Below are 22,631 nucleotides of genomic sequence, written 5' to 3' on the forward strand. Positions count from 1 at the left end.
CCACCCCTGCCCCACCCCTCGTCTCGTCTCGTCTCGTCGATCTTGCGCTTTCCGTCGGGGCAAGACGGACATACATGGCATATCGGCGACCGTAAGTGCAAGATCGGCGAGGCTTCGGGGGCGGGCGGGGCAGAGCGGGTAGAACAGAGGCCATGGCCGAGAACGACAATGCGCCCGGTGCCCAAGAGTTCATCCCGCCGCAGGCCGACACCCTTGCCGACCTGCGTGCCGCAGCCACCAACTGCCAGGGCTGCGAGCTGTACCGGGACGCCTCGCAGACCGTCTTCGGTCGGGGCGACGCCACCGCCCGGGTGGTCTTCGTCGGCGAGCAACCCGGCGACATGGAGGACCAGAAGGGGCTGCCCTTCGTCGGCCCCGCGGGCCGGCTGTTGCGCAGGGCGGTCGACGACGCCGGAATCGACCCGGGACACATCTACCTCACGAATGCCGTAAAACACTTCCGTTTCCAGTTGCGCGGCAAGCGGCGCATCCACCAGACCCCGGACCGGGTACACATCACCGCCTGCCGACCCTGGCTGGTCGCCGAGTTCGCCCAACTGCACCCGGAGGTCGTCGTGGTGCTCGGGGCGACCGCCGCGAAAGCACTGCTCGGCCCGGCGTTCCGGGTCACCCGTCAGCGCGGCGAACTGCTGCCCTGGCCGGCCGCCGCCCAGCATCCCGAGGACTTCCAGCGGGTGCCGGTGGACAGCGCGGGAGGCACCGCCGACGCGCCGCCGGCCCGGCTGCTGGCCACCATCCACCCATCCGCCGTGCTCCGCGCCGACAACCAGGACGTCGCGTACGACGGGCTGGTCGCCGACCTCACCGTCGTCGCCCGCGCCCTGGCCGGCTGACCCTCCGTCACCCGTCACTTTTTTGCCGGTCGCGGTCGCGGTCGCCGTCGTCGGTCGCCGTCGTCGGTCGTCGGTCGCCGTCGCCGTCGCCGTCGCCGTCGCCGGTCGCCGGTCGCCGGTCGCGGTCGCCGGTCGCCACGAGCGGTCCTCAATGGAGGTTGGCCGGAACGCCGGCCGGGTAACGCGTACCCATGGCAGGTGACCGCACCGGACCGGTTGCGTTCCGTCGCGTCCCACCGATCCTGCGGCCGGTGGTGCTGTGGGCAGTCTTCACGCCGCTCGGCATCGGGGCCCGGCTGCTGTTCCGCTGGGACGACTCGTGGACCGAGGCGGTGCTCGGCGGTGCCATGTTCGTCCTGTTCCAGGTGCCGATCTGGTCCTGGGTGTCCGGGCAGCCAAATTCGCGTAGCAGGAGACAGCGTGGGTGGTTCCGGGCCGGACCGGAGCCGGACGCGACACAACGTCAGGACGAGCACGCCGGACGCCGGGACGAGCACGCCCGACGCCGCGCAGACGAGCGGGTGCTGAGCCGAGCGCTGCGTACCGGCGAGCTACCCGAGAACGAGGGTCTCCGTGCCGAGCTGCCTGCGTACCTTCGCTGGCGGGCCCGAGGCGCGGCGCTCGCGCTCGCCACGGGCCTGCCGCTGCTCGCGGGGCTGATCCTGCTCGGCTGGTACGGCGACGTGGAGCGGGCCTGGCCGGCGATGTACGCCGTGCTCGTGCCACCCTTCGTCGGCTGGGCCGGCTGGGCGTTGATCAGGGCCGACCGCCTCGGTCGGCGGCTGGGCGGCGACCACCACCCGCACGACCCGGTCCCTGCGCAGGGAGCGGAGGACGCCGCTGGGCAGCCCGGGTGAGCGGTGCCACACTTGCCGCCATGCAGCAGCACCTGTACGAGCCGGACCACGACGAGTTCCGCGACCTGTGCCGCCGGTTCCTCGCCCGCGAGGCGGTGCCGCACCACGAACGCTGGGAGGCCGACGGCATCGTCGACCGCGACGTCTGGCGCCGCGCCGGGGCCGCCGGGCTGCTCGGCATCGACATCGACGAGGCGTACGGCGGGGGCGGTCAGCGGGACTTCCGGTACAACGCGGTCCTGGTCGAGGAGATAGTCTCCGCCGGCTGCTCCGGGCTGGGCTTCGGGCTGCACAACGACGTGGTCGCCCCCTACCTGAGCGAACTGACCACGGCGGAGCAGCGCGGACGCTGGCTGCCCGGATTCTGCTCCGGCGAACTGGTCACCGCGATCGCGATGAGCGAACCGGGGGCCGGCTCGGATCTGGCCGGAATCCGCACCAGCGCGGTCCGCGACGGCGACAGCATCGTGCTCAACGGACAGAAGACGTTCATCACCAACGGCGAGCTGGCCGACCTGGTGGTCGTGGTCGCCCGCACCGCCGACCGGGGCGCGCACGGGGTGAGTCTGGTCGTGGTGGAGACCGGGACGCCGGGCTTCACCCGGGGCCGGCGGCTGGCCAAGGTCGGGCTGAAGGCCAACGACACCGCCGAACTCTTCTTCGACGACTGTCGGGTGCCGGCGGAGAACCTCCTCGGCACCGAGAACCACGGTTTCTACCACCTGATGGCCAACCTGCCCCGGGAACGGCTCAGCATCGCCGTCGCCGCGGTCGCCGCCGCGGAGAAGCTACTCGCGCTCACCCTCGACTACGCCCGTACCCGGGAGGCGTTCGGCCGGCCGATCGGGAAGTTCCAGCACAACCGGTTCGTCCTGGCCGAGCTGGACACCGAGGTCACCATCGCGCGGACCTTCCTGAACCACTGCGTCAGCGAGTTCAACGCCGGCCGACTCTCGGTGACCGACGCCGCCAAGGCCAAGTGGTGGACCACCGAGCTGCAGAACCGGGTCGCCGACCGCTGCGTGCAGCTGCACGGCGGCTACGGCTTCATGCTGGAGTACCCGGTGGCGAAGGCCTGGCTCGACGGTCGGGTGCAGACCATCTACGGCGGCACCACCGAGATCATGAAGGAGATCATCGGTCGCGGTCTGGGGCTGTGACGGCGCGGCACGCCCTGCCCGCCGAGGGGCGCGGGGCGGGGCCGTGACGAAAACGGGGCTGCCGCCATCGGCCGGAGGCGAGAGGATGGGCACCCCCGTACCAAGGAGCATGCCGTTGGCGACCGACCTGACCACCCCGGCACCGCCGCACCCCGACGCCGCACCGATCCAGCGGCGTACCCTGCGGTTGCTCTTCACCACCCAGATCGTCGGCGGGATCGGGGTGACCATCGGCATCTCCGTCGGGGCGCTGCTCGCCGCCGAGATCGCCGGCACCGCGGTCGCCGGGCTGGCACAGAGCGCCGCCGTGGTCGGCGCCGCGCTGCTCGCCGTACCGGTCACCCGGATCATCACCGGCCACGGCCGCCGCCCGGGCCTGGCCTTCGCGTACGGCGTCGGCGCGCTCGGTGGCCTGCTGATCGTGCTGGCTGCGGCGGCCCGGTCGGTCCCGCTGCTCTTCGTCGGCATGCTGCTCTTCGGCGGCGGTTCCACCGCCAACCTCCAGGCCCGCTACGCGGCCGTCGACCTCGCCGCACCGGACCGTCGGGCCCGGCAACTTTCGCTGATCGTCTGGGCCACCACCATCGGCGCGGTGGCCGCCCCGAACTTCGCCGCGTTCGCCGATCGCACCACCACCCGGTGGGGACTGCCGGCGCTCTCCGGCCCGTTCGCGTTCAGCACCGTCGCGTTCGTGCTCGCCGCCGGCGTACTCCTGCTGTGGTTGCGGCCCGACCCGCTGCTCACCGCCCGCCGGCTCGCGGCGGCCCGGCCCGGCCAGGCCGCGGCCTCCGGCAACGCTGGCCCGGCCTCCGGCGGTGCTGGCGTGGCCTCCGGCGGTGCTGGCGTGGCCTCCGGCGGTGCTGGCGTGGCGGCCGGTGGTGCTGGCGTGGCCTCCGGCGGTGCTGGCGTGGCGGCCGGTGGTGCTGGGGGCACGGCCGGGCCGGCCGCGGCGGCAGCGTCGGCCCGGCGCGGCGCGAGCATGCGTGCCGCCTGGTCGGTGGTACGCACCCGCCCGGCCGCCCGGCTCGGCATCGCTGCCGTGGCCGTGGGCCACCTGGTGATGGTCGCGGTGATGGCGATGACCCCGGTGCACCTGCGGGAGTTCCACCCCGTGGAGGAGGTGCTGCCGGTCGTCGGGCTGGTGCTGAGCCTGCACATCGCCGGCATGTACGCGCTGGCGCCGGTGGTCGGCTGGCTCACCGACCGGTTCGGCCGGCGCCCGGTCATCCTCGGCGGGGTCGGCACCCTGCTCGCCGCCTGCGCGGTCGCCGGCACCGCCGGGCACCACACTCCCCGCCTCACCGTCGGGCTGGTGCTGCTCGGGCTCGGCTGGTCGGCGACCATGGTGGCCGGTTCCACCCTGCTGTCGGAGTCGGTACCGGACGCGGTACGCCCCAGCGCGCAGGGCCTCTCCGACCTGGTCATGGGGTTCGCCGGAGCACTGGCCGGCGCGGTCAGCGGGTTTGTCATGCAACTGTCGGGCTATCCGGTGCTGACCCTGCTCGCCGCGGTCGCGGTGGCGCCCCTGCTGGCGCTAGCGTTGCGGCCGGTGCGGGTGGCGGACGAGGAGGGCTGATACACGTGCGGCTGACCGACTTCTGGACGCGACTGGAGGAGGCGTTCGGGCCGGGGTACGCGGCCAGCATCGCCAGCGACCAGGTGCTGTCGCAGCTCGATGGGCGGACCATCGAGCAGGCGCTGGCGGCCGGTGTGGAGACGCACGTGGTGTGGCGGGCGGTGGTCGCCGCCTACCCCGACCGGGTCCCCGCCCGGCTACGCTGAGCAGCCAATTCGTTACTTCCGCGTGTCCCTTGCCGACTCGTACACCTGTTCGGCTATTGTCCACAGCGGGGTGCTCGTCCACAGGTCACGGCCAGTCGACTGGTTTTCTGTCGGACCCAGCGCCTAGCGTGTCCCGCGTGACGCGAAGCTCAGGAAAGACGCCGGCGAAGGCAGGGGTGGCAACGATGGCGGCAGGACCTGACCGGGAGAAGGCGCTTGACCTTGCTCTCGCTCAGATCGACAAACAGTTCGGCAAGGGTTCGGTGATGCGCCTGGGGGAGCGGCCGGTCGTGCAGACCGCGGTGATCCCCACCGGCTCCATCGCACTCGACGTCGCGCTCGGTGTGGGCGGCCTGCCCCGCGGCCGGGTGATCGAGATCTACGGCCCGGAGAGCAGCGGTAAGACCACGGTCGCCCTGCACGCGGTGGCCAACGCCCAGCGCAACGGCGGCATCGCCGCCTTCATCGACGCCGAGCACGCGCTCGACCCGGAGTACGCCCGGGCCCTCGGCGTCGACACCGACGCCCTGCTGGTCTCCCAGCCGGACACCGGCGAGCAGGCGCTGGAGATCGCGGACATGCTGGTCCGCTCCGGCGCGCTGGACATCATCGTGATCGACTCGGTCGCCGCGCTGGTGCCGCGCGCCGAGATCGAGGGTGAGATGGGCGACAGCCACGTGGGTCTCCAGGCCCGGCTGATGAGCCAGGCCCTGCGGAAGATCACCGGTGTGCTCAACAACACCGGCACCACCGCGATCTTCATCAACCAGCTCCGCGAGAAGATCGGCGTCATGTTCGGCTGCATGTCGTACTCGACCAGGGTCACGCTGGCCGACGGCACGCAGGAGAAGATCGGTAAGATCGTCAACCAGCGGCTGGACGTCGAGGTGCTCTCCTACAACCCGGACACCGACCGGGTGGAGCCGAAGCGGATCACCAACTGGTTCAACAACGGCCCGGCGGAGCAGTTCCTTCAGTTCACCGTGGCCAAGTCGGGCGGAAACGGTCGTGCTCAGTTCGCGGCCACTGCCAACCACCTGATCCGTACCCCCGGTGGCTGGCGGGAAGCGGGTGAGCTGATCGCGGGTGATCGGGTCATGCTCGCCGAAGCGCGGCGTCTCAGTGAGCAGCAGTGGCAGGTCGTGCTTGGTTCACTGATGGGTGATGGTGCCCTGTCGCCGAACCTTCGGGGTCGCTCCGGTGTCCGGTTCCGGCTCGGCCACGGCTCCCAGCAGGTGGACTACCTCGACTGGAAGGTGTCGCTGCTTGGCAACATCGGCAACTCGCGGCGTACCGACACCCGGGGCGCGGCTTTCGCCGACTTCACCCCGCTGCCCGAGTTGGACGAGCTGCGCCGCGCGGTCTATCTGGGCGATGGCAAGAAGCACCTCAGCTGGGATTATCTCAAGGCGCTGACCCCTCTGGCGCTTGCCGTGTGGTACATGGACGACGGTTGCTTCACGGTCCGGTCCAAGGGTGTGCAGGAGCGTACGGCAGGTGGCTCCGGCCGGATCGAGATCTGCGTCGAGGCGATGGCGGAAGGCAGCCGGAGCCGCCTGGTGGAGCACCTACGTGACGCGTACGGCATGGACGTGAAGCTGGTGTCCCGGGGTGCTCGGCAGACGGCGTCGATCGTGTTCACGACGGAATCGTCGGCGAGGTTCCAGGAGTTGATCGCTGCATACGTGCCGGCCGCGATGGAGTCCAAGCTGCTGCCGCGCTTCCGTGGCCAATGCTTCGTCGAGCCGCAGTTCGTCCCGGCAGAGATCATGCCGGTGCCGGCACGAATCATCGATGTGCGGGTGAAGCCGAAGACCCGTTCCATGAACCGGTTCGACATCGAGGTGGAAGGCAATCACAACTACTTCGTTGACGGGGTCATGGTGCACAACAGCCCCGAGACGACGACGGGTGGGCGGGCGCTGAAGTTCTACGCATCGGTCCGGCTCGACGTGCGGCGCATCGAGAGCCTGAAGGACGGCACCGACGTGGTTGGTAACCGTACCCGGGTAAAGGTCGTGAAGAACAAGTGCCTCGCCGAGGGCACCATGGTGTTCGACCCGGTGACTGGCCGAGCCAACCGGATCGAGGACATCGTCGACGGACGGATGCCCGTGTCCGTAGTGGCGGCGGCGAAGGACGGCATGCTGCACGCCCGTTCTGTCGTCTCCTGGTTCGACCAAGGTGAGCAGGAGGTCGTCGGGGTGCGCCTGCGTGGCGGTGCCACGATCTGGGCGACCCGGGACCACAAGGTGCTGACCGACCGGGGCTGGAAGGTGGCCGGCGAGTTGGGTGCCGGAGACCGGGTGGCGCAGCCTCGACAGTTCCTAGGCTTCGGTGATTACGAGCCTTATTCGCCCGAGCAGGCGCGAATGCTTGGGTATCTGATTGGTGATGGATATGTCGGCGGGAAGACCCCGCTGCAGTTCATCAACATTCAGGAGTCGCTGAAGGCCGACGCGGCGCGAATCGCCGCAGGGCTCGGCTGTGACGCCCACGAACATGACGGCAAGCTGGCTGTCTCCTTCTCGCACCGCCGCGGTGAGCGCAACGAGTTGTTGGAGTTGTGCCGGCAGGCGGGGATCTACGGCAAGTTGGCTTGGGAAAAGACCATCCCCGTCGAGTTCTTCCACCCGGAGCTCTCCCGCGAGGTAGCGGGCAACCTGCTCTTCGGTCTGCTCGAGAGTGATGGCTGGGTGAGCAGCGAGCAGACCGGCGCCATTCGGGTCGGCTATACGACCACCTCGGAGCAGTTGGCCCACCAACTTCACTGGTTGCTGCTGCGATATGGCATCACGAGTTCAGTTCGTCGCTATGACCCGACGGGCCAGCGCCCCAGCATCATCAAGGGGCGCCGCATTCAGGCGAGGCGGTTGTGCTACGAGGTTCGGGTGGCCGGCAGCGACAACGTGGAGGCATTCGCCGAAGCGGTTCCGCTGTGGGGGCCGCGCGGGGTCGCACTGCGCGAGGCGCTTAGCAACCAATCGGGGCGTCGGCGGGGCTCGCAGGCCGGCTACCTGTCGCCTGTCGTCGCTGAGCCGGTGCTGGCACATCTGGCGGGCAAAGGTGTCACGGCTGTGCTCGCCGCTCAGCTGATCGGCGCGACGGCAGGGGATCCGCGTGGCGGCATGAAGCAGGTTCTCGGGTTGCACCAGATCCGCCGGGATCGGCTCCGGCTGCTGGCGGATGCGCTTGACGACGCCTTCCTGCACGAACTTCTCGCCGAGCAGGTGCGTTACTCAACCGTCAAGGAGATCCTGCCAGCGCGGCGTGCGAGGACCTTCGATGTCGAGGTTGATGAGCTGCACACGCTGGTCGCCGACGACATCGTCGTGCACAACTGCGCTGCCCCATTCAAACAAGCCGAGTTTGACATTATGTATGGAAAGGGCATTTCCCGCGAGGGCTCGCTTATCGATGTCGGTGTCGAGCAGTCGATCATCCGCAAGTCCGGTGCCTGGTACACCTACGAGGGTGACCAGCTCGGTCAGGGCAAGGAGAAGGCCCGCGAGTTCCTCCGGGAGAACCCGGACGTGGCCGCCGAGATCGAGAAGAAGATCCTGGAGAAGCTCGGCGTCGGGGTCGGCGCGGGCGATGCCGCCGGTGGGCCGGAGCTGCCGCCGGTCGACTTCTGATCGATCGAAGATCAGTGGCTGGACGACGCGCCCGCACGGGGCGGGGCTGGGATGCCAGTCCGCCCCGTGCGGGCGACACCACTCCGCGTCCCCGCCGAGGTCGCCGTGCCCCCGGGAACGAGACCGATCCGGGCGCGGCCGACGCAGGCTGGCCCGGCGGGAGTCCTCCTGACGAGGCGGCCGGATCGGCTCCGCGTGACGAGGCTGAGGTGGCCCGGGAGATCTGCCTGCGGCAACTGTCGGTGCGCCCGCGTACCCGGGCCGAGTTGGCCGCCGCGCTGGCCCGGCGGGGCATCTCCGAGGAGACCGCCACCGAGGTTCTCGACCGGTACGACGAGGTCGGGATCATCGACGACGCCGCGTTCGCCCGCGCCTGGGTGACCAGCCGGCACACCGGCCGGGGGTTGGCCCGCCGGGCGCTGGCAAACGAGTTGCGTCAGCGCGGGGTCGACGGCGACACCGCCAGCGAGGCGCTCGGCGAGTTGGACGAGAGCACCGAGGCGGAGACCGCACAGGCCCTGGTGCGGCGGAAACTGCGTACCGCCCGGGGCGAGCCGGACGCCGTGTTCCGGCGGCTGGTCGGCATGCTGGCCCGCAAGGGCTACCCGCCGGGCGTGGCCATCCGGGCGGTGAAGGAGGCCCTGGCCGCGCAGAGCGCCGAGGCGGCCGAGTTCGCCGAGCAGATCGACGCCGACGCGCTGGCCGACGCCGAGGAGGAAGGTCTCCGCTGAGACCCGACTCAGCGGTCGTCCGTCAGTGGAGGTTTCCGGCGTCCCGGCGCGGGTGATCAGATTGCGCGGGGTGGGGCTATCACGAGGGTGCGCGGGGTGGGGCTATCACGAGGGTGCGCGGGGTGGGGCTATCACGAGGGAGGCGAGATGTTGAAGGGATGCCTCAACGGCGACCGCGGACGCGACACGCACCCCGCCGTGCCACTGACCCCGGCTGAGTTGGCCTTCGACGCGGCCCGGTGCGCCGCGCTCGGGGTGGGCGCGGTGCACGTCCATCCGCGTACCGCCGAGGGGGTCGAGTCGTTGCGGCCGGCGGTGATCGCCGACGCGGTCGAGGCGATCCGCGCCGCCGCGCCGGGACTGCCGGTGGGGGTGAGCACCGGGGCGTGGATCGAGTCGGAGCCGCTCGCCCGGGTGGCCGCGGTGCGGGCCTGGACGGTGCTGCCGGACTTCGCGTCGGTCAACGCGCACGAGCCGGGGGCGGAGGCGGTCGCGGTGGCGCTGCACGAGCGGGGCGTGATGGTGGAGGCCGGGCTCTGGACGGTGGCGGCGGTCGAGTCCTACCGGGAATGGCGGGTACCGGTCGGGCGGGTGCTGGTCGAGTGCATGGCGGAGTCGCCCGAGGCGGCGCTGGCGGAGGCGGCGGCGATGCTCAACGCGCTGCCGGCCGGCGGGCCGCCGGTGCTGCTGCACGCCGAGGGCGCCGGGGTGTGGACGGTGCTGGGTGAGGCGGTCCGGCGGGGTCTCGACACCCGGATCGGGTTGGAGGACACCGTACGCCTGCCCGACGGTTCGCCGGCGCCCGACAATGCCGCCCTGGTGGTCGCCGCCGTGGCCCTCGGTGCCCGCTGATCCGGCTCCGCAGCCCCGTCACCGTCGTGTTTGTCCGCCTGCGTCCGACTCGTGATTGGCGTTCGGTGACGGTTCAACTTCTCTCCGTCCGGGTGGTTTGATCATGACTTCTTGACCGGAGGGCCGCGGAGACCTAGCCTCGCCATAAAGGCTCACATTGCCCGACCAGCGCAGGCTAAGCGCACAACATAGAACGCGTAACAGAACTGCATCACTTTGGCCAGCTCCACCGGCCTGACGCCAGCTCCGGACAGGCCGGTCCGGGGCCGGCAGGACAACTGCACCCGGCCCGTCGGCGCTCCCGAGGGAGACCGCCGGCGGAGAAAGCCATCCCATGGCCAGGCGCTCCGGTCGGGCGTCCAGAGCCGTAGCAGTTTGCCTACCGGCAGGCTGCTACGGCGAGACGTTCAGGGGAGGCACGCCATGGCTTGGCGGCACAGGACAAACCGGGTGGCGGGCATGAGCGAGTGTGGGCGAGCGGATCATTCGCGCGCTGCGGTGGCGCGTCATGAGCGGTGAGTCGACGGCCGGCGCCGCTGAGGCCGGCAACCCCGACGACGACGAGCAGGATCTGCCGCTTGGAGTCGCGTCATGAGCGCCTTCGAGGTCGTACTGCTGGTCGCCGTGCTGCTGCTGACCCTGGTGGTGCTCGGCGCGGTGGTGTTCGGGATGCGGATCGTGCGTGGGCTACCGGTGCGTCCGGCCCCGGAGGACCCCGCCTTCATCGCCGAGAAGGACCGCCAGGAGCAGTCCCTGGCCGCGCTGCGTACCGCCGCCGACGAGGCGAACAGCACCATCGACGTGGCGAAGTCCGCCGCCGCGGCGGCCCGCGCGGAGGCGGCGGCGGCCAAGGCCGAGGCGAAGGCGGCCCGGGCGGAGGCGCGCCGGGTGCTGGACGACGCCCGCGCCGAGGCGGACACGGTCCTGGAGCGTGCGCACAAGCAGGCCGAGGCGGACGCCGAGCAACTGCGGACCGCGGCCCGGCGTAGCGGTGAACGGGAGGTGGCGGTGCTCGCCGCGACCACCCGGGAGCAGGCCGCCGAGGTGGAGCGGCGGGCGGCCCGGATGGACGAGCGGGAGCGGCTGCACACCGAGGAGGTGGAGCGGCTCGCCGAGCGGGAGCGTCAGCTGACTGCGGCCAGCGCCGCCCTCGCCGCGCGGGAGGCCGCGTTGGCCGTCCGGGAGGAGGAGCTGACCGAGGCGGAGAGTCAGCGTCGGCGCGAGCTGGAGCGGGTCGCCGGGCTGACCGCCGACACCGCGCGGGCCGAGCTGGTGGAGGTCATCGAGACCCAGGCGAAGCGGGAAGCGGCGCTGCTGGTGCGCGACATCGAGGCCGATGCGCGTTCCACCGCCGAGCAGCGGGCCCGGCACATCGTGGTCGACGCGATCCAGCGGGTGGCAAGCGAGCAGACCGCCGAGAGCGTGGTCAGCGTGCTGCACCTGCCGGGCGACGAGATGAAGGGGCGGATCATCGGCCGCGAGGGTCGCAACATCCGCGCCTTCGAGTCCGTCACCGGCGTCAACCTGATCATCGACGACACTCCCGAGGCGGTGCTGCTCTCCTGCTTCGATCCGGTACGCCGGGAGGTGGGCCGGTTGACGCTGGAGAAGCTGGTGCTGGACGGCCGGATCCATCCGCACCGGATCGAGGAGGTGCACGACCTGGCCCGACAGGAGGTCGACCACCTCTGTCGGCGGGCGGCCGAGGACGCCCTGGTGGAGGTCGGCATCACCGAGATCCACGACGAGTTGGTCACGCTGCTGGGCCGGCTGCGCTACCGGACGTCGTACGGGCAGAACGTGCTCAAGCATCTGGTGGAGACCGCGCACATCGCCGGCGTGATGGCCGCCGAGCTGCGCCTGGACGTGCCGCTGATCAAGCGGTCGGCGTTCCTGCACGACATCGGCAAGGCGCTCACCCACGAGGTGGAGGGGAGTCACGCCATCGTCGGTGCCGACGTGGCCCGCAAGTACGGCGAGAGCGAGGACGTGGTGCACGCCATCGAGGCGCATCACAACGAGGTGCCGCCGCAGACCGTCGAGGCCGTGCTCACCCAGGCTTCCGACGCCTGTTCCGGCGGCCGGCCGGGGGCCCGGCGGGAGAGCCTGGAGGCGTACGTCAAGCGGCTGGAGCGGATCGAGGAGATCGCGGCCGGCAAGCTCGGCGTGGAGAAGGTCTTCGCCATGCAGGCGGGCCGGGAGATCCGGGTGATGGTCAAGCCCGACGATGTCGATGACATCGGTGCGGCGGTGCTGGCCCGGGACGTGGCCAAGCAGATCGAGGAGGAGTTGACCTACCCCGGCCAGATCCGGGTGACCGTGGTCCGCGAGTCCCGCGTCACGGAGATCGCCCGCTGAGCCCTGCCGTACCTCGCACATCGCGCTCGGAACGCACCGCGGCGCCGGCCAGACTGGCCGGCGCCGCGTTCGCGTGGAATCAGGTCAGCCCTGCGGCTCGGCGACGGTGGCGCCGCCTTCCGGGGTGGAGCCGGCCGCGCCGCTCGGCGCGGTCTGCTTCGGTACCCGGAAGGCCCGCACCCGGGAGCGCTGGTCGAGCCAACCGGCGAACCAGGTGAGCAGGGAGTTGATGATGATGTAGATGACCGCCATCACCATCGCCGCCGGGATGATGTTGCCGTAGTTGGCGGAGAGGTCGTTGACACCGCGCTGAAGCAGCTCGGGGTAGGCCACGATGTAGCCGAGGGCGGTGTCCTTGAGCAGCACGACCAGTTGGCTGACGATGATCGGCAACATGGCTCGGGCCGCCTGCGGGAGCAGGATTATGCGCATCACCTGGTTCTTGCGCATGCCGACGGCGTACGCCGCCTCGGACTGCCCGCCGGGCACGGCCCGAATGCCGGCGCGGAACGCTTCGGCGAGCACCGACCCGTTGTAGAGGGTCAGGCCGATCACCACGGCCCAGAAGGCGGTCACCGGTTGCTTGATGACCCACGGCAGGCCGTAGAAGATGAAGAAGATCATCAGCAGCAGCGGTACGGCCCGGAAGAACTCCACCACCGCGCCGGCCGGCACCCTGATCCACCAGTGGTCGGAGAGCCGACCGAAGGCGAAGACGATGCCGAAGGCGAGCGAGAGCAGCATGCCGACCGAGGCCGCCTTGAGGGTGGCCCAGAGGCCCGGCAGGATGAACTGCGTCCAGGTGGCCGACTGGGTGAACGGCTCCCACAGCCAGGCTTCCCACTGGTTGGCCTGGTCGAACCTGCGGTAGATCCAGTACAGCAGCGCGAGCAGGCCGACACCGAAGATGACGCTCAGCACCGCATTGCGTACCCGGGCGCGGGGTCCCGGGTGGTCGTAGAGGACGCTGCTGGTGCTCATCAGCGCTTCACCGCCAGTTTGTTGGCCAGCCAGCCGAAGAAGTAGCCGGTGGGGATGAGGATTGCGGCGAACGTGCCGGCGAAGACCAGGAAGATCGGGATCACGGCGTTGCCGTAGCTGTTGATCAGATCCTTCATGATGTTGGAGGACTCCAGCAGCCCGATGGTGCCGACGATTGTGGCGTTCTTGCAGAGCGCGATCAGGATGCTGCCGAACGGCGCGATCACCGAGCGCGCGGCCTGCGGCAGCACCACGATGCGCAGGGTCTGCGCGAAGGAGAGCCCGATCGCCCGGGCCGCCTCGGCCTGACCGGTCGGCACGGTGTTGATGCCCGAGCGCACCGCCTCGCAGACGAACGCGGCGGTGTAGGTCGACAGGCCGATCACGCCGAGCCAGTAGATGTTCAGATCGAGGTCCTGCGACAGGCTCAGCCCGAGCGTGACGAACAGGCCGAAGTAGCAGAAGAAGATGACAAGCGTGAGCGGGGTGTTACGGAAGATGTTGACCCAGGCTGCGCCGAAGCCGCGCAGCACGGGTACGGGGGAGACCCGCATCGCGGCCAGCAGCACGCCGATCACCAGCGCGCAGACCGCGGACGCGCCGGTCAGCTTGAGGATCCAGAAGAATCCCGACAGGTACGCGTCGATGTTCTTCGGATCGGTGAATACGTCCATGCTTCGGCTCCCGGGGCACGTCGTGGCGGCCGGTGACAGGCCGGAGCCGGCATCCGCTCGGGATGCCGGCTCCGGTACCGGTCAGACAGCGCCGCAGTGGGTCAGCTTGGTGGTGTCCAGCTCGGGCGCGGGGGTGCCGCTCTTGCCCAGGGTGGCGTCCCAGGCGGCCTTGTAGCTGCCGTCCTCGGCAGCGGCCTTGAGGATCTCGTTGATCTTCTCGCAACCGCTGGTGTCGTCCTTCTTGAGGCCGATGCCGTACGGCTCGTCCGAGAAGGTGCTGCCGACGACCTTGAACTTGCCAGCGTACTGGTCCTGTGCGGCGTAGCCGGCGAGGATGATGTCGTCGGTGGTCACCGCGTCGACCTGGCCGCCGTCCAGCAGCGGCAGGCACTTCGAGTACGAGTCGAACTGCTGGAGCCGGGCGTCCGGGTAGTTCTCCTGGATGCGCTTGGCCGGGGTGGAGCCGCTGACCGAGCAGACCGTCTTGCCGGCCAGCTGGTCCGGGCCGGTGAGGGTGGAGTCGGTCTTGACCAGCAGGTCCTGGCCGGCCACGTAGTACGGGCCAGCGAAGTTGATCTTCTGCTTGCGCTCGTCGTTGATGGTGTAGGTCGCCACCACCAGGTCGACGGTGCCCTGCTCGATGAAGGGCTCACGGTTGGCGGAGACGGTGGTCTTCCACTCGATGCCGCTCTCCTCGACGCCGAGACCCTTGGCAATGATCTTGCCAATCTCGATGTCGAAGCCCTCGTACTGGCTGCCGGTCTGCAGACCGAGGCCCGGCTGGTCGGCCTTGACGCCGATGACCAGCTTCTTCTGGCTCTCCGCCTTGCCCACGATGCCGCTGGCGCCCGTGCCGGAGCCGCCCTCGTCGCTGTCACCGCCGCACGCGGCCATCGTGACCGCGAGGCCGGCAGCGGCGGCGATCGCCGCCATGCGCTTCATTCGCATACCTGTTCTCCTTCTGAAACTGGAGCCGACCGGGTCACGGCCTGCTCCGCTACGGGACGCCTAGTGCGTGAGAATCTTGGAGAGGAAGTCCTTGGCGCGCTCGCTGCGCGGGTTGGCGAAGAACTCCGCCGGGGTCGCGTCCTCGACGAGCTTGCCGTCGGCCATGAAGATGACCCGGTTGGCGGCGTGCCGGGCGAAGCCCATCTCGTGGGTGACCACGACCATGGTCATGCCTTCGCGGGCCAGAGAGGTCATCACCTCCAGCACCTCGCCGACCATCTCCGGGTCGAGCGCGCTGGTGGGCTCGTCGAAGAGCATCGCCTTGGGCTGCATGGCGAGCGCCCGGGCGATCGCGGCGCGCTGCTGCTGGCCGCCGGAGAGCTGGGCCGGGAACTTCTCGGCCTGGTTGGCGATGCCGACCCGGTCGAGCAGGGCGAGACCTCGCTCGCGGGCGGCGGCCGGCTTCTCCCCGCGTACCTTGATCGGGCCGAGCGTGACGTTTTCCAGGATCGTCTTGTGCGCGAAGAGGTTGAACGACTGAAAGACCATGCCGACCTCGCTGCGCAACTTCGCCAGGGCCTTGCCCTCGGCTGGCAGCGCCCGGCCGTCGAAGGTGATGGTGCCGGAGTCGATCGGCTCCAGCCGGTTGATCGTGCGGCACAGGGTCGACTTGCCGGAGCCGGACGGGCCGATCACGACGACCACCTCGCCCCGGCCGACCGAGAGTGAGACGTCGTCCAGCACGTGCAGCGGCCCGAACCACTTGTTGACCGAGTCCAACACGATGAGCGGTTCGCCCGTCGCCACGTAGTTCACCGTCCCCCTCGTTGCCTGACGGGGGCCGGTCGGCCCCCGGTAGCGGCCACTGTAGGCGGGGTGACGTGGCGGTATGCAACTCAGATGGTCACGGAGCGGTAACACCCTTGCGGATCGCGCCCCGGAGTCCGAAATTGCCCCCTCCGGGTGGCGTGCGGGGACGGTGACGGAGATCATGTCGGTATGACAGAGCCGGTGCGGTTGACCAGGTACGCCCGGGGCGGCGGCTGTGCCTGCAAGATTCCGCCCGGCGAACTCGAGGCGATGGTGGCCGGGCTGGGTCCGGTCACGGACACCCCGGACACCGCGGACCTGCTGGTCGGGCTCGACCATGGCGACGACGCCGCGGTGGTGCGGCTGGACGAGCGGACCGGCCTGGTCGCCACCGCGGACTTCTTCACCCCGGTGGTGGACGACGCGTACGACTGGGGGCGGATCGCCGCGACCAACGCGCTGTCGGACGTGTACGCGATGGGCGGCAACCCGCTGGTCGCGCTCAACCTGCTCTGCTGGCCGCGTACGGTGCTGCCGTTGGAACTGGCCGGCGAGGTACTGCGCGGCGGCCGGGACGTCGCCCGCGCCGCCGGCTGCCACCTGGCCGGCGGGCACAGCGTCGACGACGACGGCCCGAAGTACGGTCTGGCGGTGACCGGGCTGGTCCGGCCGCAGGAGTTGATCACGCTTGACGCCGGGCGCGCCGGGCTGCCGCTGTCGTTGACCAAGCCGCTCGGGGTCGGCGTGCTCAACACCCGACACAAGCAGACCGGCGAGAGCTTTCCCGAGGCGGTAGCTGCGATGACCACCCTGAACCGGGAGGCGGCGCGGGCCGCGGTGGCGGCCGGGGTGCGGTGCGGCACCGACGTGACCGGCTTCGGTCTGCTCGGTCACGCCTCGAAGCTGGCCCGCGCCAGTCGGCTCACGGTGGCGATCGACGTTGCCCGGGTGCCGTACCTGGCCGGCGCGCGGGAGGCGGCCCGCGACGGGTACGTCAGCGGAGGTTCCCGGCGCAACCTGGAGTGGGTGACCCCGTGGACCGACTTCGGGCCGGCCGGGGAGACGGAGCGACTGTTGCTGGCCGACGCGCAGACCTCCGGCGGCCTGCTGGTCGCCGGTGAGGTGCCCGGCGCGCCGATCGTCGGCGAGCTGCTGCCCCGGGGTGAGCACCTGGTCGTGCTGCGCTGATCGGTGTCGGCCCGCGCCGAGCGCGCCGCCAGCGGGGCCGAGCGGTGCCGGCCGGCACCGGACGTGCCGACCCTGCGCCGGAGGGTGTCGACCGGCGAGCCGCCACGCGGAAACGCGCACCATACCCGATAAACTGTCACCTTACTGCTACCCGGAGCAACGATGCTCCCGGAAATTTTGCCCAGAATGGTCACAGACCGGTAACTTGCCCCCGGCTAGGGGCAAATGCACCCCACCATCGTCGGTAAGGCCCGATCTGGAGGCCGGTGGGACGAGCACAGCGAGGAGACGGCATGACCGAGCTGTGGAACTGGAGAATCGACGGGGTGCGGCCGGTGGAGGTCTACCCGGCGCTCGCCGATGCGCTCGGCCGGGTGGTGATGCCCCTGGCCGTGGCCGACCCGGCCCGGCTGCCGACGTACGCGGTGGTCTGCGACGTGTGGCAGGCTCCGGGCGAGTTCGCCACGATCGTGGACTGCTACGGCGTGCCGGACAGCCTGCCCGAGCTGCCCAGTGTCGCGGCGCTGGCCCGGCTGCTCGGGCACAACTGCGTGCTGCGCGACGACACCCTCGACGCCACCCGGCACCTGCTGGTCGCTCCCGATGGCAGCATCCGGCCGGTGCACTTCGACGTGCGGGAGACCGACGACGGTGAGGTGCTGAGCAACCGGCGTCTCTGCACGGAGGCCGATCCGCGTTGTCGCGGCTGGTCGCGCTGCCACCGTTCCCGCTGGGCGCCCGACTCGGTGAACCCCGCCCTCGCCGCCGCCTGAGTGCTGGGATCTACCGGCCGCGGACGACGAGGTCGTCGAGGAGGGTGCGGGTGGCGGCCGCGACGGCGGCCACCGCGGCGTCGAACGCGGCGGCGTTGTGCGCCGCCGGCGCCCGGAAGCCGGAGATCTTCCGGACGTACTGCAACGCGGCGGCCTGGACGTCCGCGTCGGTGACCGTCGGGGTGTACGGCTCACGCAAGGTCTTGATGCTCCGACACATGGCTCCTCCTCGTTCCGTCGCTTGCCGCCGGCCCGGATACGCTGTGCACGTCATGACTACCGCAGCGGCGGGCAGCCCGCGCACCTATCAGGTGCGCACCTATGGCTGCCAGATGAACGTGCACGACTCCGAGCGCATCTCCGGCCTGCTCGAGCGGGCCGGCTATGTCCGCGCAGGCGAGGCCGACGACACCCCGGACGTGATGGTGTTCAACACCTGCGCGGTCCGGGAGAACGCCGACAACCGACTTTACGGCAACCTTGGTCATCTGCGCCCGGTCAAGGATCGGCACCCGGGGATGCAGATCGCGGTCGGTGGCTGCCTGGCCCAGAAGGACCGGGGCGACATCGTCCGCAAGGCGCCCTGGGTGGACGTGGTCTTCGGGACGCACAACATCGGGTCGCTGCCGGTGCTGCTGGAGCGGGCCCGGCACAACGCCGCCGCCGAGGTGGAGATCCTCGAATCCCTCGACGTCTTCCCCTCCACGCTGCCCACCCGCCGCGAGTCGACGTACGCCGGCTGGGTGTCGATCTCCGTCGGCTGCAACAACACCTGCACCTTCTGCATCGTGCCGTCGCTGCGGGGCAGGGAGAAGGACCGCCGCCCCGGCGACATCCTCAGCGAGGTACGGGCCCTGGTCGACGAGGGCGTGCTGGAGGTGACCCTGCTCGGGCAGAACGTCAACTCCTACGGCGTGGAGTTCGGCGACCGGTACGCCTTCGGCAAGCTGCTGCGCGCCTGCGGCGAGATCGACGGGCTGGAGCGGGTGCGGTTCACCAGCCCGCACCCGAAGGACTTCACCGACGACGTGATCGCGGCGATGGCCGAGACGCCGAACGTCTGCCACTCGCTGCACATGCCGTTGCAGTCCGGCTCGGACGACGTGCTGCGGGCGATGCGCCGTTCCTACCGGTCGGAGCGCTACCTCGGCATCATCGAGAAGGTCCGCGCGGCGATGCCGGACGCGGCCATCACCACCGACATCATCGTCGGCTTCCCCGGCGAGACCGAGGCGGACTTCGAGCGGACCCTGGACGTGGTCCGGGCGGCCCGGTTCTCCTCCGCCTTCACCTTCCAGTACTCCAAGCGCCCCGGCACGCCCGCCGCGACCATGGACGGCCAACTGCCCAAGGCTGTCGTGCAGGAGCGCTACGAGCGGCTGATCGCCTGTGTCGAGGAGATCACCTGGGCGGAGAACAGGAAGCTGGTCGGTGAGACCGTCGAGGTGCTGGTCGCCGTCGGCGAGGGTCGCAAGGACGAGCGCACCGGGCGGATGTCCGGCCGGGCCCGCGACGGTCGGCTGGTGCACTTCGCGACAGGCGGTGGCACGCAGGCCGGGGCGATCCGGCCCGGCGACGTCGTGCACACCACAGTCACCTACGCCGCGCCGCATCACCTCAACGCCGACGGAGCGCCGCTTTCGCACCGGCGGACCCGGGCCGGTGACGCGGCCGAGGCGGGGCGCTCTCCGCGTACTCCCGGGGTGCTGCTCGGGCTGCCCACGATCGGTGCGCCGGCCGCGGCGCCCGCGCCGACCACCGGCTGCGCCGCGCCGCACTGAGCTGCATCGACTCCACCGCTACCGTCCTAATCGGAGGGGGATTTATGTTGGCCCGCCGCGTAGTCATGCTCCCTCGGTCTTCAGCCGACCGTTGACGTAAGGCTGTGCGGGACGTTGGAAACACGCGCCTGAGACGCGGGTTTCGATCGTGCGGACATGGCGGAAGCCCTGGCGGCGATAGTAGTCGTGCAGCTCCTGGTTGGAGGTCCAGGCGTCCAGCCGCAGCCAGGTCAGCCCAGCGTCGTATGCCCGACCGCCAGCCCAGTCCAGCAGCTCACCACCCAGGTTCGTACCGGCATGTGCGAGCGGAATCATCATCTTCGCCGCGTACAACGCATCTGCCGGATCGTCCTCCGGGTACCACAGTGCCTCTGGGTCGCGGTCGGGCTTCCACAGGTTGTCGACGTCGAGGTATGCGGTCAGGGTGATGGTGGCGATCGGGTCATGGCCCTCCCACACCATCCACGTTTGTCCGGCTGAGACCGTCGATGCCATGGCCGAGCGAGGCAGCGGGATCGACCACTGTTCTTCACCTCTGGCGGCGAGCCACGCTACGCGTTCCCGTCGCCAGCTCATGATGACGTCGACGTCGTCCAGCCGGGCCGGCGTAATGATCATTCGGGAGCTTCCTCGGGCCGGAACCTCGCGATGATCCGCACGTCTCCGTGGGTGGTGACGATCTGATTTCGGTCACCAGCGAACACGTTGAAGGACACGCGTACTGGCCGGTGCTCGGTGTAGCCGGTGCGGATATGCAGCAAGATCGACGTGCCGGGCTGGAGTCCGAGCAGGTTCGTCTCCTCCGGCGTCGGCATTCGTGAGACGTACTCGTCGTAGTAGGCCACCTGCTCATAGCCTCGCTCGGCCAGGAGCCTGGTGGTCCCTTGCGGAATGTCCTTCGGTGAGAGCAACTCTCGGACTTCCTCGGCGAGGTCCATTGGGTAGTAGGTGTCCTGCAACGAGGACGGTTGGCCGTTGATGTGCCTGACGCAGCGGCGCAGCACTGCGTCCGAGTCGGGCTCGACGTGCAGGCGTTCGGCGAGGTCGGACGAGACGGCCCGGATCATCAGGCTGAAGTCCTGCGACGCCTCGTAGCCCTGCGCCACAACCTCCGAGCGCCATGCGTCAGTCTCGGCCAAGGGCTGGGCGGGCATCTCGGCGCGATGAGCGTGAAACGTCAGGGTGGCCCGCCGCCGGACGACCATGCCGCCGCCGCGCCCCGGCACTCGCTGCACCAAGCCCTCGTGCAGCAACAGGGCGGTCGCATCGCGGACCGTGTTGCGTGAGGCGTCGTACTGTTCCTGGAGCTTCGGCTCGGTCGGGAGCCGATCGCCCTCGCGCAACGCCCCCGACACGATCTGGTCTCGCAGTTCGGTGGCGATCTGGCGGTACTTCGGCTGAGCCACGTCGCGCCTCCCTGATGTCGTACCAACCAATCTATCGAAGGGGTCTTGACGGGGCTCCAAGCGACTGTAATGGTTGGTATGAATCCAACGTCACGCTTCGTGCAACTGTAATCACTGGAGCTGCCGCCATGGAACGTCAAGCCGCTGAGTTGGCGCGGGATATCGAAGTGGTCAACCGTGCTCTCGAATCAAGTCGAGTACTCCTGGCGGCCCTCGCTCAAGCCGAGGACGCGCGTGAGCTGCGTCGACCGACCAACTTTCCGCTGCTCACGCTCGTCGAGCACGCCGAGAAGGTGGCCGCTCGGGTGACCAACTACCTGCGGGATGCCTCCCGCCCGTGAACTCTCCTCCGCCTCGTCAGAAAGCGAGAGTGCTCATTGGTCTCCGAAGTCGTACCGATCGCGTTGCTCGGCGGGCTGGTGCCGGGTTTCCTGCTCGGGCTGTTCGCGTTCAAAGTGAAGTCGCGTTGGTGTCCGCGGTGCGGGGAGTCCACCGACGCCATGCCGCCGGTGCGGGGGGACCGATGAACCGTCCGCACCGGCGTGACCACAACTCCGTACCCCTTGGGCGGCGCGTGGCTGAGCTGCGGGCCCGCCGGGGAATGAGCCAGCAGGCGTTCGCCGACCGGCTCGGCAAGTCGAAAAGCTGGGTCGACAAGATCGAACGCGGCGTACGACGGCTCGACCGCTACTCGGTCATCCGGGAGATCGCCGACGTGCTGCGCCTCGACCCGGAACTGCTCCTCGGCCCACGCCAACCGCCACCGACCGCACCCAGCCTGGATGGGGTCGACGGGGTTCGTGCCGCCCTCGCCCGCTACCACGACCGACCCCAGCGCACCGTCACGGCCGACCAGGCGCGCCGGCAGGTCGGGTACGCCTGGATGACCTACCAGCACGCCCGCTACCCGCAACTCCTCGACGCCCTGCCCGCCCTGCTCGACACCACCCACGGCACCCGGAGCCTGCTGGTGTCCACCTACCGGATCACCTCCGCCGTACTGGTCAAACTCGACCATGCCGACCTTGCCTGGCTCGCCGCCGACCGGGCCGTCACCACCGCCGCCGATGGTCCAGCCCTCACCGCCGCCGCCACCATCGGCGTAGCGCAGGCGCTGCGCGCCCTCGGTCACCACCACCTCGCGCTCACCGCAGCCCTCAGCGCCGCGGACACCACCGACGACCACACCGTACGCGGCACCCTGTTCCTCCAGGCCGGGCTCGCCGCCGCCGGCAACGGCGACCGCCGCAACGCCCACGACCTGCTCGACCACGCCGCCACCCTCGCCGACCGACGCGCCAGCGACACCGACCCGCACCACACCGGATTCGGGCCGACCGCCGTCCATGTGGCCCGCGTGCTCGCCGCCCACCAACTCGGCGACACCATCGAAGCCATCCACCGCCACGAACACGCCACCCGCAGCGCGGGCTGGCAACGCCTACCGCCCGAACACCGCGCCGCCCACCTCATCGATGCCGCCCGGGTCTACCTCGACACCGGCGAGCCAAGCCGCGCCGGGCAAGCCCTGCTCCACGCCGACCGCATCGCCCCCGCCGAAGTCCGCAGCCGCCCGGTCGCCCGTACCCTCCTCACCCAGCTCATCCAACGCGGACCGGCAGCGGCCGACGTGGCGCGACTGGCCGCCATCGTGGGCCTGACCCGACAGCCCTGACCCACGCCACCGGCCAGGTCCACGTGCTGCTGTCCGGCAGCGTGCTCGGCCGAGCCACCACCCATCACCGTGCGTATTTTGCACTGCTTCAACCCGCGCAACGGTGAGCCGGCAAAACCATTGCGTGGAGTGAAGCAGTGCAAAGGATCCACCACTCACACCTGAC

General features: G+C 70.1%; 23 protein-coding genes. 15 read left to right on the forward strand and 8 right to left on the reverse strand.

Annotated elements, in window-relative coordinates:
• Nucleotides 1-152 precede the first annotated feature (152 nt).
• Complete coding sequence (locus AC507J_RS30660; RefSeq protein WP_496293756.1) at nt 153-854, forward strand: UdgX family uracil-DNA binding protein; 702 nt, start codon at nt 153-155, stop codon at nt 852-854.
• 7 nt (nt 855-861) lie between these two features.
• Here AC507J_RS30660 and AC507J_RS30665 read toward each other — a convergent pair whose 3' ends face one another.
• Complete coding sequence (locus AC507J_RS30665) at nt 862-993, reverse strand: hypothetical protein (RefSeq protein ID WP_496293758.1); 132 nt, start codon at nt 991-993, stop codon at nt 862-864.
• Nucleotides 994-1,105: 112 nt separating this feature from the next.
• On the opposite strand from AC507J_RS30665, the gene AC507J_RS30670 reads away from it, so the two are divergent.
• The 9 genes from AC507J_RS30670 to rny all read left to right on the forward strand — a co-directional run bounded on the left by AC507J_RS30670 (nt 1,106) and on the right by rny (nt 12,229).
• Entirely contained in the window at nt 1,106-1,711 is a 606-nt protein-coding gene (locus tag AC507J_RS30670; RefSeq protein WP_496293760.1) for a hypothetical protein, read from the forward strand.
• Nucleotides 1,712-1,731: 20 nt separating this feature from the next.
• Nucleotides 1,732-2,871, forward strand: coding sequence for an acyl-CoA dehydrogenase family protein (locus AC507J_RS30675; RefSeq protein ID WP_496293761.1), 1,140 nt, complete (start codon nt 1,732-1,734; stop codon nt 2,869-2,871).
• A 109-nt stretch (nt 2,872-2,980) separates the two neighbouring features.
• Nucleotides 2,981-4,447: an MFS transporter gene (locus AC507J_RS30680; protein WP_496293763.1), complete on the forward strand. Its 1,467-nt coding sequence runs from the start codon at nt 2,981-2,983 to the stop codon at nt 4,445-4,447.
• A gap of 5 nt (nt 4,448-4,452) precedes the next feature.
• The gene (locus tag AC507J_RS30685) at nt 4,453-4,653 is read left to right on the forward strand and encodes a DUF3046 domain-containing protein (RefSeq protein WP_496293765.1); all 201 of its coding nucleotides are present in this window, start codon (nt 4,453-4,455) and stop codon (nt 4,651-4,653) included.
• Nucleotides 4,654-4,838: 185 nt separating this feature from the next.
• Complete coding sequence (gene recA, locus AC507J_RS30690; RefSeq protein WP_496293805.1) at nt 4,839-8,288, forward strand: recombinase RecA; 3,450 nt, start codon at nt 4,839-4,841, stop codon at nt 8,286-8,288.
• A gap of 14 nt (nt 8,289-8,302) precedes the next feature.
• Entirely contained in the window at nt 8,303-9,019 is a 717-nt protein-coding gene (locus AC507J_RS30695) for a regulatory protein RecX (protein ID WP_496293767.1), read from the forward strand.
• Nucleotides 9,020-9,166: 147 nt separating this feature from the next.
• A complete protein-coding gene (locus tag AC507J_RS30700; protein WP_496293769.1) occupies nt 9,167-9,871 on the forward strand; it encodes a 3-keto-5-aminohexanoate cleavage protein in 705 nt (234 codons plus the stop codon).
• 469 nt (nt 9,872-10,340) lie between these two features.
• Nucleotides 10,341-10,466, forward strand: a complete 126-nt coding sequence (locus AC507J_RS30705) for a hypothetical protein (protein ID WP_496293771.1) — start codon at nt 10,341-10,343, stop codon at nt 10,464-10,466.
• Nucleotides 10,463-12,229 (forward strand): ribonuclease Y, encoded by a 1,767-nt coding sequence (gene rny, locus AC507J_RS30710; protein ID WP_496293773.1) that lies wholly within the window; start codon nt 10,463-10,465, stop codon nt 12,227-12,229. Before AC507J_RS30705 ends, rny begins: the two co-directional genes overlap by 4 nt.
• Before the next feature lie 84 nt (nt 12,230-12,313).
• On the opposite strand, the gene AC507J_RS30715 is transcribed toward rny, so the two are convergent.
• From AC507J_RS30715 to AC507J_RS30730, 4 genes are all read right to left on the reverse strand, one after another.
• Entirely contained in the window at nt 12,314-13,210 is an 897-nt protein-coding gene (locus AC507J_RS30715; protein WP_496293775.1) for an amino acid ABC transporter permease, read from the reverse strand.
• On the reverse strand, nt 13,210-13,884 hold the full coding sequence (locus AC507J_RS30720) for an amino acid ABC transporter permease (RefSeq protein WP_496293777.1): 675 nt from the start codon (nt 13,882-13,884) through the stop codon (nt 13,210-13,212). The genes AC507J_RS30715 and AC507J_RS30720 overlap by 1 nt, the downstream gene beginning before the upstream one ends.
• A gap of 81 nt (nt 13,885-13,965) precedes the next feature.
• Nucleotides 13,966-14,832 carry a glutamate ABC transporter substrate-binding protein gene (locus tag AC507J_RS30725; protein WP_496293779.1) on the reverse strand — a complete coding sequence of 289 codons (867 nt, stop codon included), beginning with the start codon at nt 14,830-14,832 and terminating at the stop codon, nt 13,966-13,968.
• 60 nt (nt 14,833-14,892) lie between these two features.
• Nucleotides 14,893-15,639 carry an amino acid ABC transporter ATP-binding protein gene (locus AC507J_RS30730; RefSeq protein WP_496293807.1) on the reverse strand — a complete coding sequence of 249 codons (747 nt, stop codon included), beginning with the start codon at nt 15,637-15,639 and terminating at the stop codon, nt 14,893-14,895.
• 192 nt (nt 15,640-15,831) lie between these two features.
• Here AC507J_RS30730 and selD point away from each other — a divergent pair, with 192 nt between their 5' ends.
• Complete coding sequence (selD, locus tag AC507J_RS30735; protein ID WP_496293781.1) at nt 15,832-16,830, forward strand: selenide, water dikinase SelD; 999 nt, start codon at nt 15,832-15,834, stop codon at nt 16,828-16,830.
• 293 nt (nt 16,831-17,123) lie between these two features.
• Nucleotides 17,124-17,603: a hypothetical protein gene (locus tag AC507J_RS30740; RefSeq protein ID WP_496293783.1), complete on the forward strand. Its 480-nt coding sequence runs from the start codon at nt 17,124-17,126 to the stop codon at nt 17,601-17,603.
• A 10-nt stretch (nt 17,604-17,613) separates the two neighbouring features.
• Here AC507J_RS30740 and AC507J_RS30745 read toward each other — a convergent pair whose 3' ends face one another.
• A complete protein-coding gene (locus AC507J_RS30745; RefSeq protein WP_496293785.1) occupies nt 17,614-17,823 on the reverse strand; it encodes a DUF2277 family protein in 210 nt (69 codons plus the stop codon).
• Nucleotides 17,824-17,875: 52 nt separating this feature from the next.
• Here AC507J_RS30745 and miaB point away from each other — a divergent pair, with 52 nt between their 5' ends.
• On the forward strand, nt 17,876-19,384 hold the full coding sequence (miaB, locus tag AC507J_RS30750) for a tRNA (N6-isopentenyl adenosine(37)-C2)-methylthiotransferase MiaB (RefSeq protein ID WP_496293787.1): 1,509 nt from the start codon (nt 17,876-17,878) through the stop codon (nt 19,382-19,384).
• A gap of 63 nt (nt 19,385-19,447) precedes the next feature.
• Here the strand turns inward: miaB and AC507J_RS30755 are convergent, their stop codons facing one another.
• Together AC507J_RS30755 and AC507J_RS30760 are read right to left on the reverse strand one after the other, a co-directional pair.
• Nucleotides 19,448-20,002, reverse strand: a complete 555-nt coding sequence (locus AC507J_RS30755; RefSeq protein ID WP_496293789.1) for a GNAT family N-acetyltransferase — start codon at nt 20,000-20,002, stop codon at nt 19,448-19,450.
• Nucleotides 19,999-20,790, reverse strand: a complete 792-nt coding sequence (locus tag AC507J_RS30760; protein WP_496293791.1) for a GntR family transcriptional regulator — start codon at nt 20,788-20,790, stop codon at nt 19,999-20,001. The genes AC507J_RS30755 and AC507J_RS30760 overlap by 4 nt, the downstream gene beginning before the upstream one ends.
• A 128-nt stretch (nt 20,791-20,918) precedes the next feature.
• Here AC507J_RS30760 and AC507J_RS30765 point away from each other — a divergent pair, with 128 nt between their 5' ends.
• Both AC507J_RS30765 and AC507J_RS30770 read left to right on the forward strand, forming a co-directional pair.
• Nucleotides 20,919-21,131 (forward strand): hypothetical protein, encoded by a 213-nt coding sequence (locus tag AC507J_RS30765; RefSeq protein ID WP_496293793.1) that lies wholly within the window; start codon nt 20,919-20,921, stop codon nt 21,129-21,131.
• Nucleotides 21,132-21,364: 233 nt separating this feature from the next.
• On the forward strand, nt 21,365-22,465 hold the full coding sequence (locus AC507J_RS30770) for a helix-turn-helix domain-containing protein (RefSeq protein WP_496293795.1): 1,101 nt from the start codon (nt 21,365-21,367) through the stop codon (nt 22,463-22,465).
• The last annotated feature ends 166 nt before the right edge of the window (nt 22,466-22,631 follow it).

This window comes from Micromonospora sp. PRAS1 (assembly GCF_059553435.1).

What these genes read in the sequence shown, in the direction of transcription:
- selD (WP_496293781.1), top strand. Translation starts at nt 15,832, where the DNA reads ATGACAGAGCCGGTGCGGTTGACCAGGTACGCCCGGGGCGGCGGCTGT.
- AC507J_RS30680 (WP_496293763.1), top strand. Translation starts at nt 2,981, where the DNA reads ATGCCGTTGGCGACCGACCTGACCACCCCGGCACCGCCGCACCCCGAC.
- AC507J_RS30725 (WP_496293779.1), bottom strand. Translation starts at nt 14,832, where the DNA reads ATGCGAATGAAGCGCATGGCGGCGATCGCCGCCGCTGCCGGCCTCGCG.
- AC507J_RS30715 (WP_496293775.1), bottom strand. Translation starts at nt 13,210, where the DNA reads ATGAGCACCAGCAGCGTCCTCTACGACCACCCGGGACCCCGCGCCCGG.
- AC507J_RS30765 (WP_496293793.1), top strand. Translation starts at nt 20,919, where the DNA reads ATGGAACGTCAAGCCGCTGAGTTGGCGCGGGATATCGAAGTGGTCAAC.
- AC507J_RS30740 (WP_496293783.1), top strand. Translation starts at nt 17,124, where the DNA reads ATGACCGAGCTGTGGAACTGGAGAATCGACGGGGTGCGGCCGGTGGAG.
- AC507J_RS30660 (WP_496293756.1), top strand. Translation starts at nt 153, where the DNA reads ATGGCCGAGAACGACAATGCGCCCGGTGCCCAAGAGTTCATCCCGCCG.
- AC507J_RS30720 (WP_496293777.1), bottom strand. Translation starts at nt 13,884, where the DNA reads ATGGACGTATTCACCGATCCGAAGAACATCGACGCGTACCTGTCGGGA.
- miaB (WP_496293787.1), top strand. Translation starts at nt 17,876, where the DNA reads ATGACTACCGCAGCGGCGGGCAGCCCGCGCACCTATCAGGTGCGCACC.
- AC507J_RS30755 (WP_496293789.1), bottom strand. Translation starts at nt 20,002, where the DNA reads ATGATCATTACGCCGGCCCGGCTGGACGACGTCGACGTCATCATGAGC.
- AC507J_RS30745 (WP_496293785.1), bottom strand. Translation starts at nt 17,823, where the DNA reads ATGTGTCGGAGCATCAAGACCTTGCGTGAGCCGTACACCCCGACGGTC.
- AC507J_RS30675 (WP_496293761.1), top strand. Translation starts at nt 1,732, where the DNA reads ATGCAGCAGCACCTGTACGAGCCGGACCACGACGAGTTCCGCGACCTG.
- recA (WP_496293805.1), top strand. Translation starts at nt 4,839, where the DNA reads ATGGCGGCAGGACCTGACCGGGAGAAGGCGCTTGACCTTGCTCTCGCT.
- rny (WP_496293773.1), top strand. Translation starts at nt 10,463, where the DNA reads ATGAGCGCCTTCGAGGTCGTACTGCTGGTCGCCGTGCTGCTGCTGACC.
- AC507J_RS30700 (WP_496293769.1), top strand. Translation starts at nt 9,167, where the DNA reads ATGTTGAAGGGATGCCTCAACGGCGACCGCGGACGCGACACGCACCCC.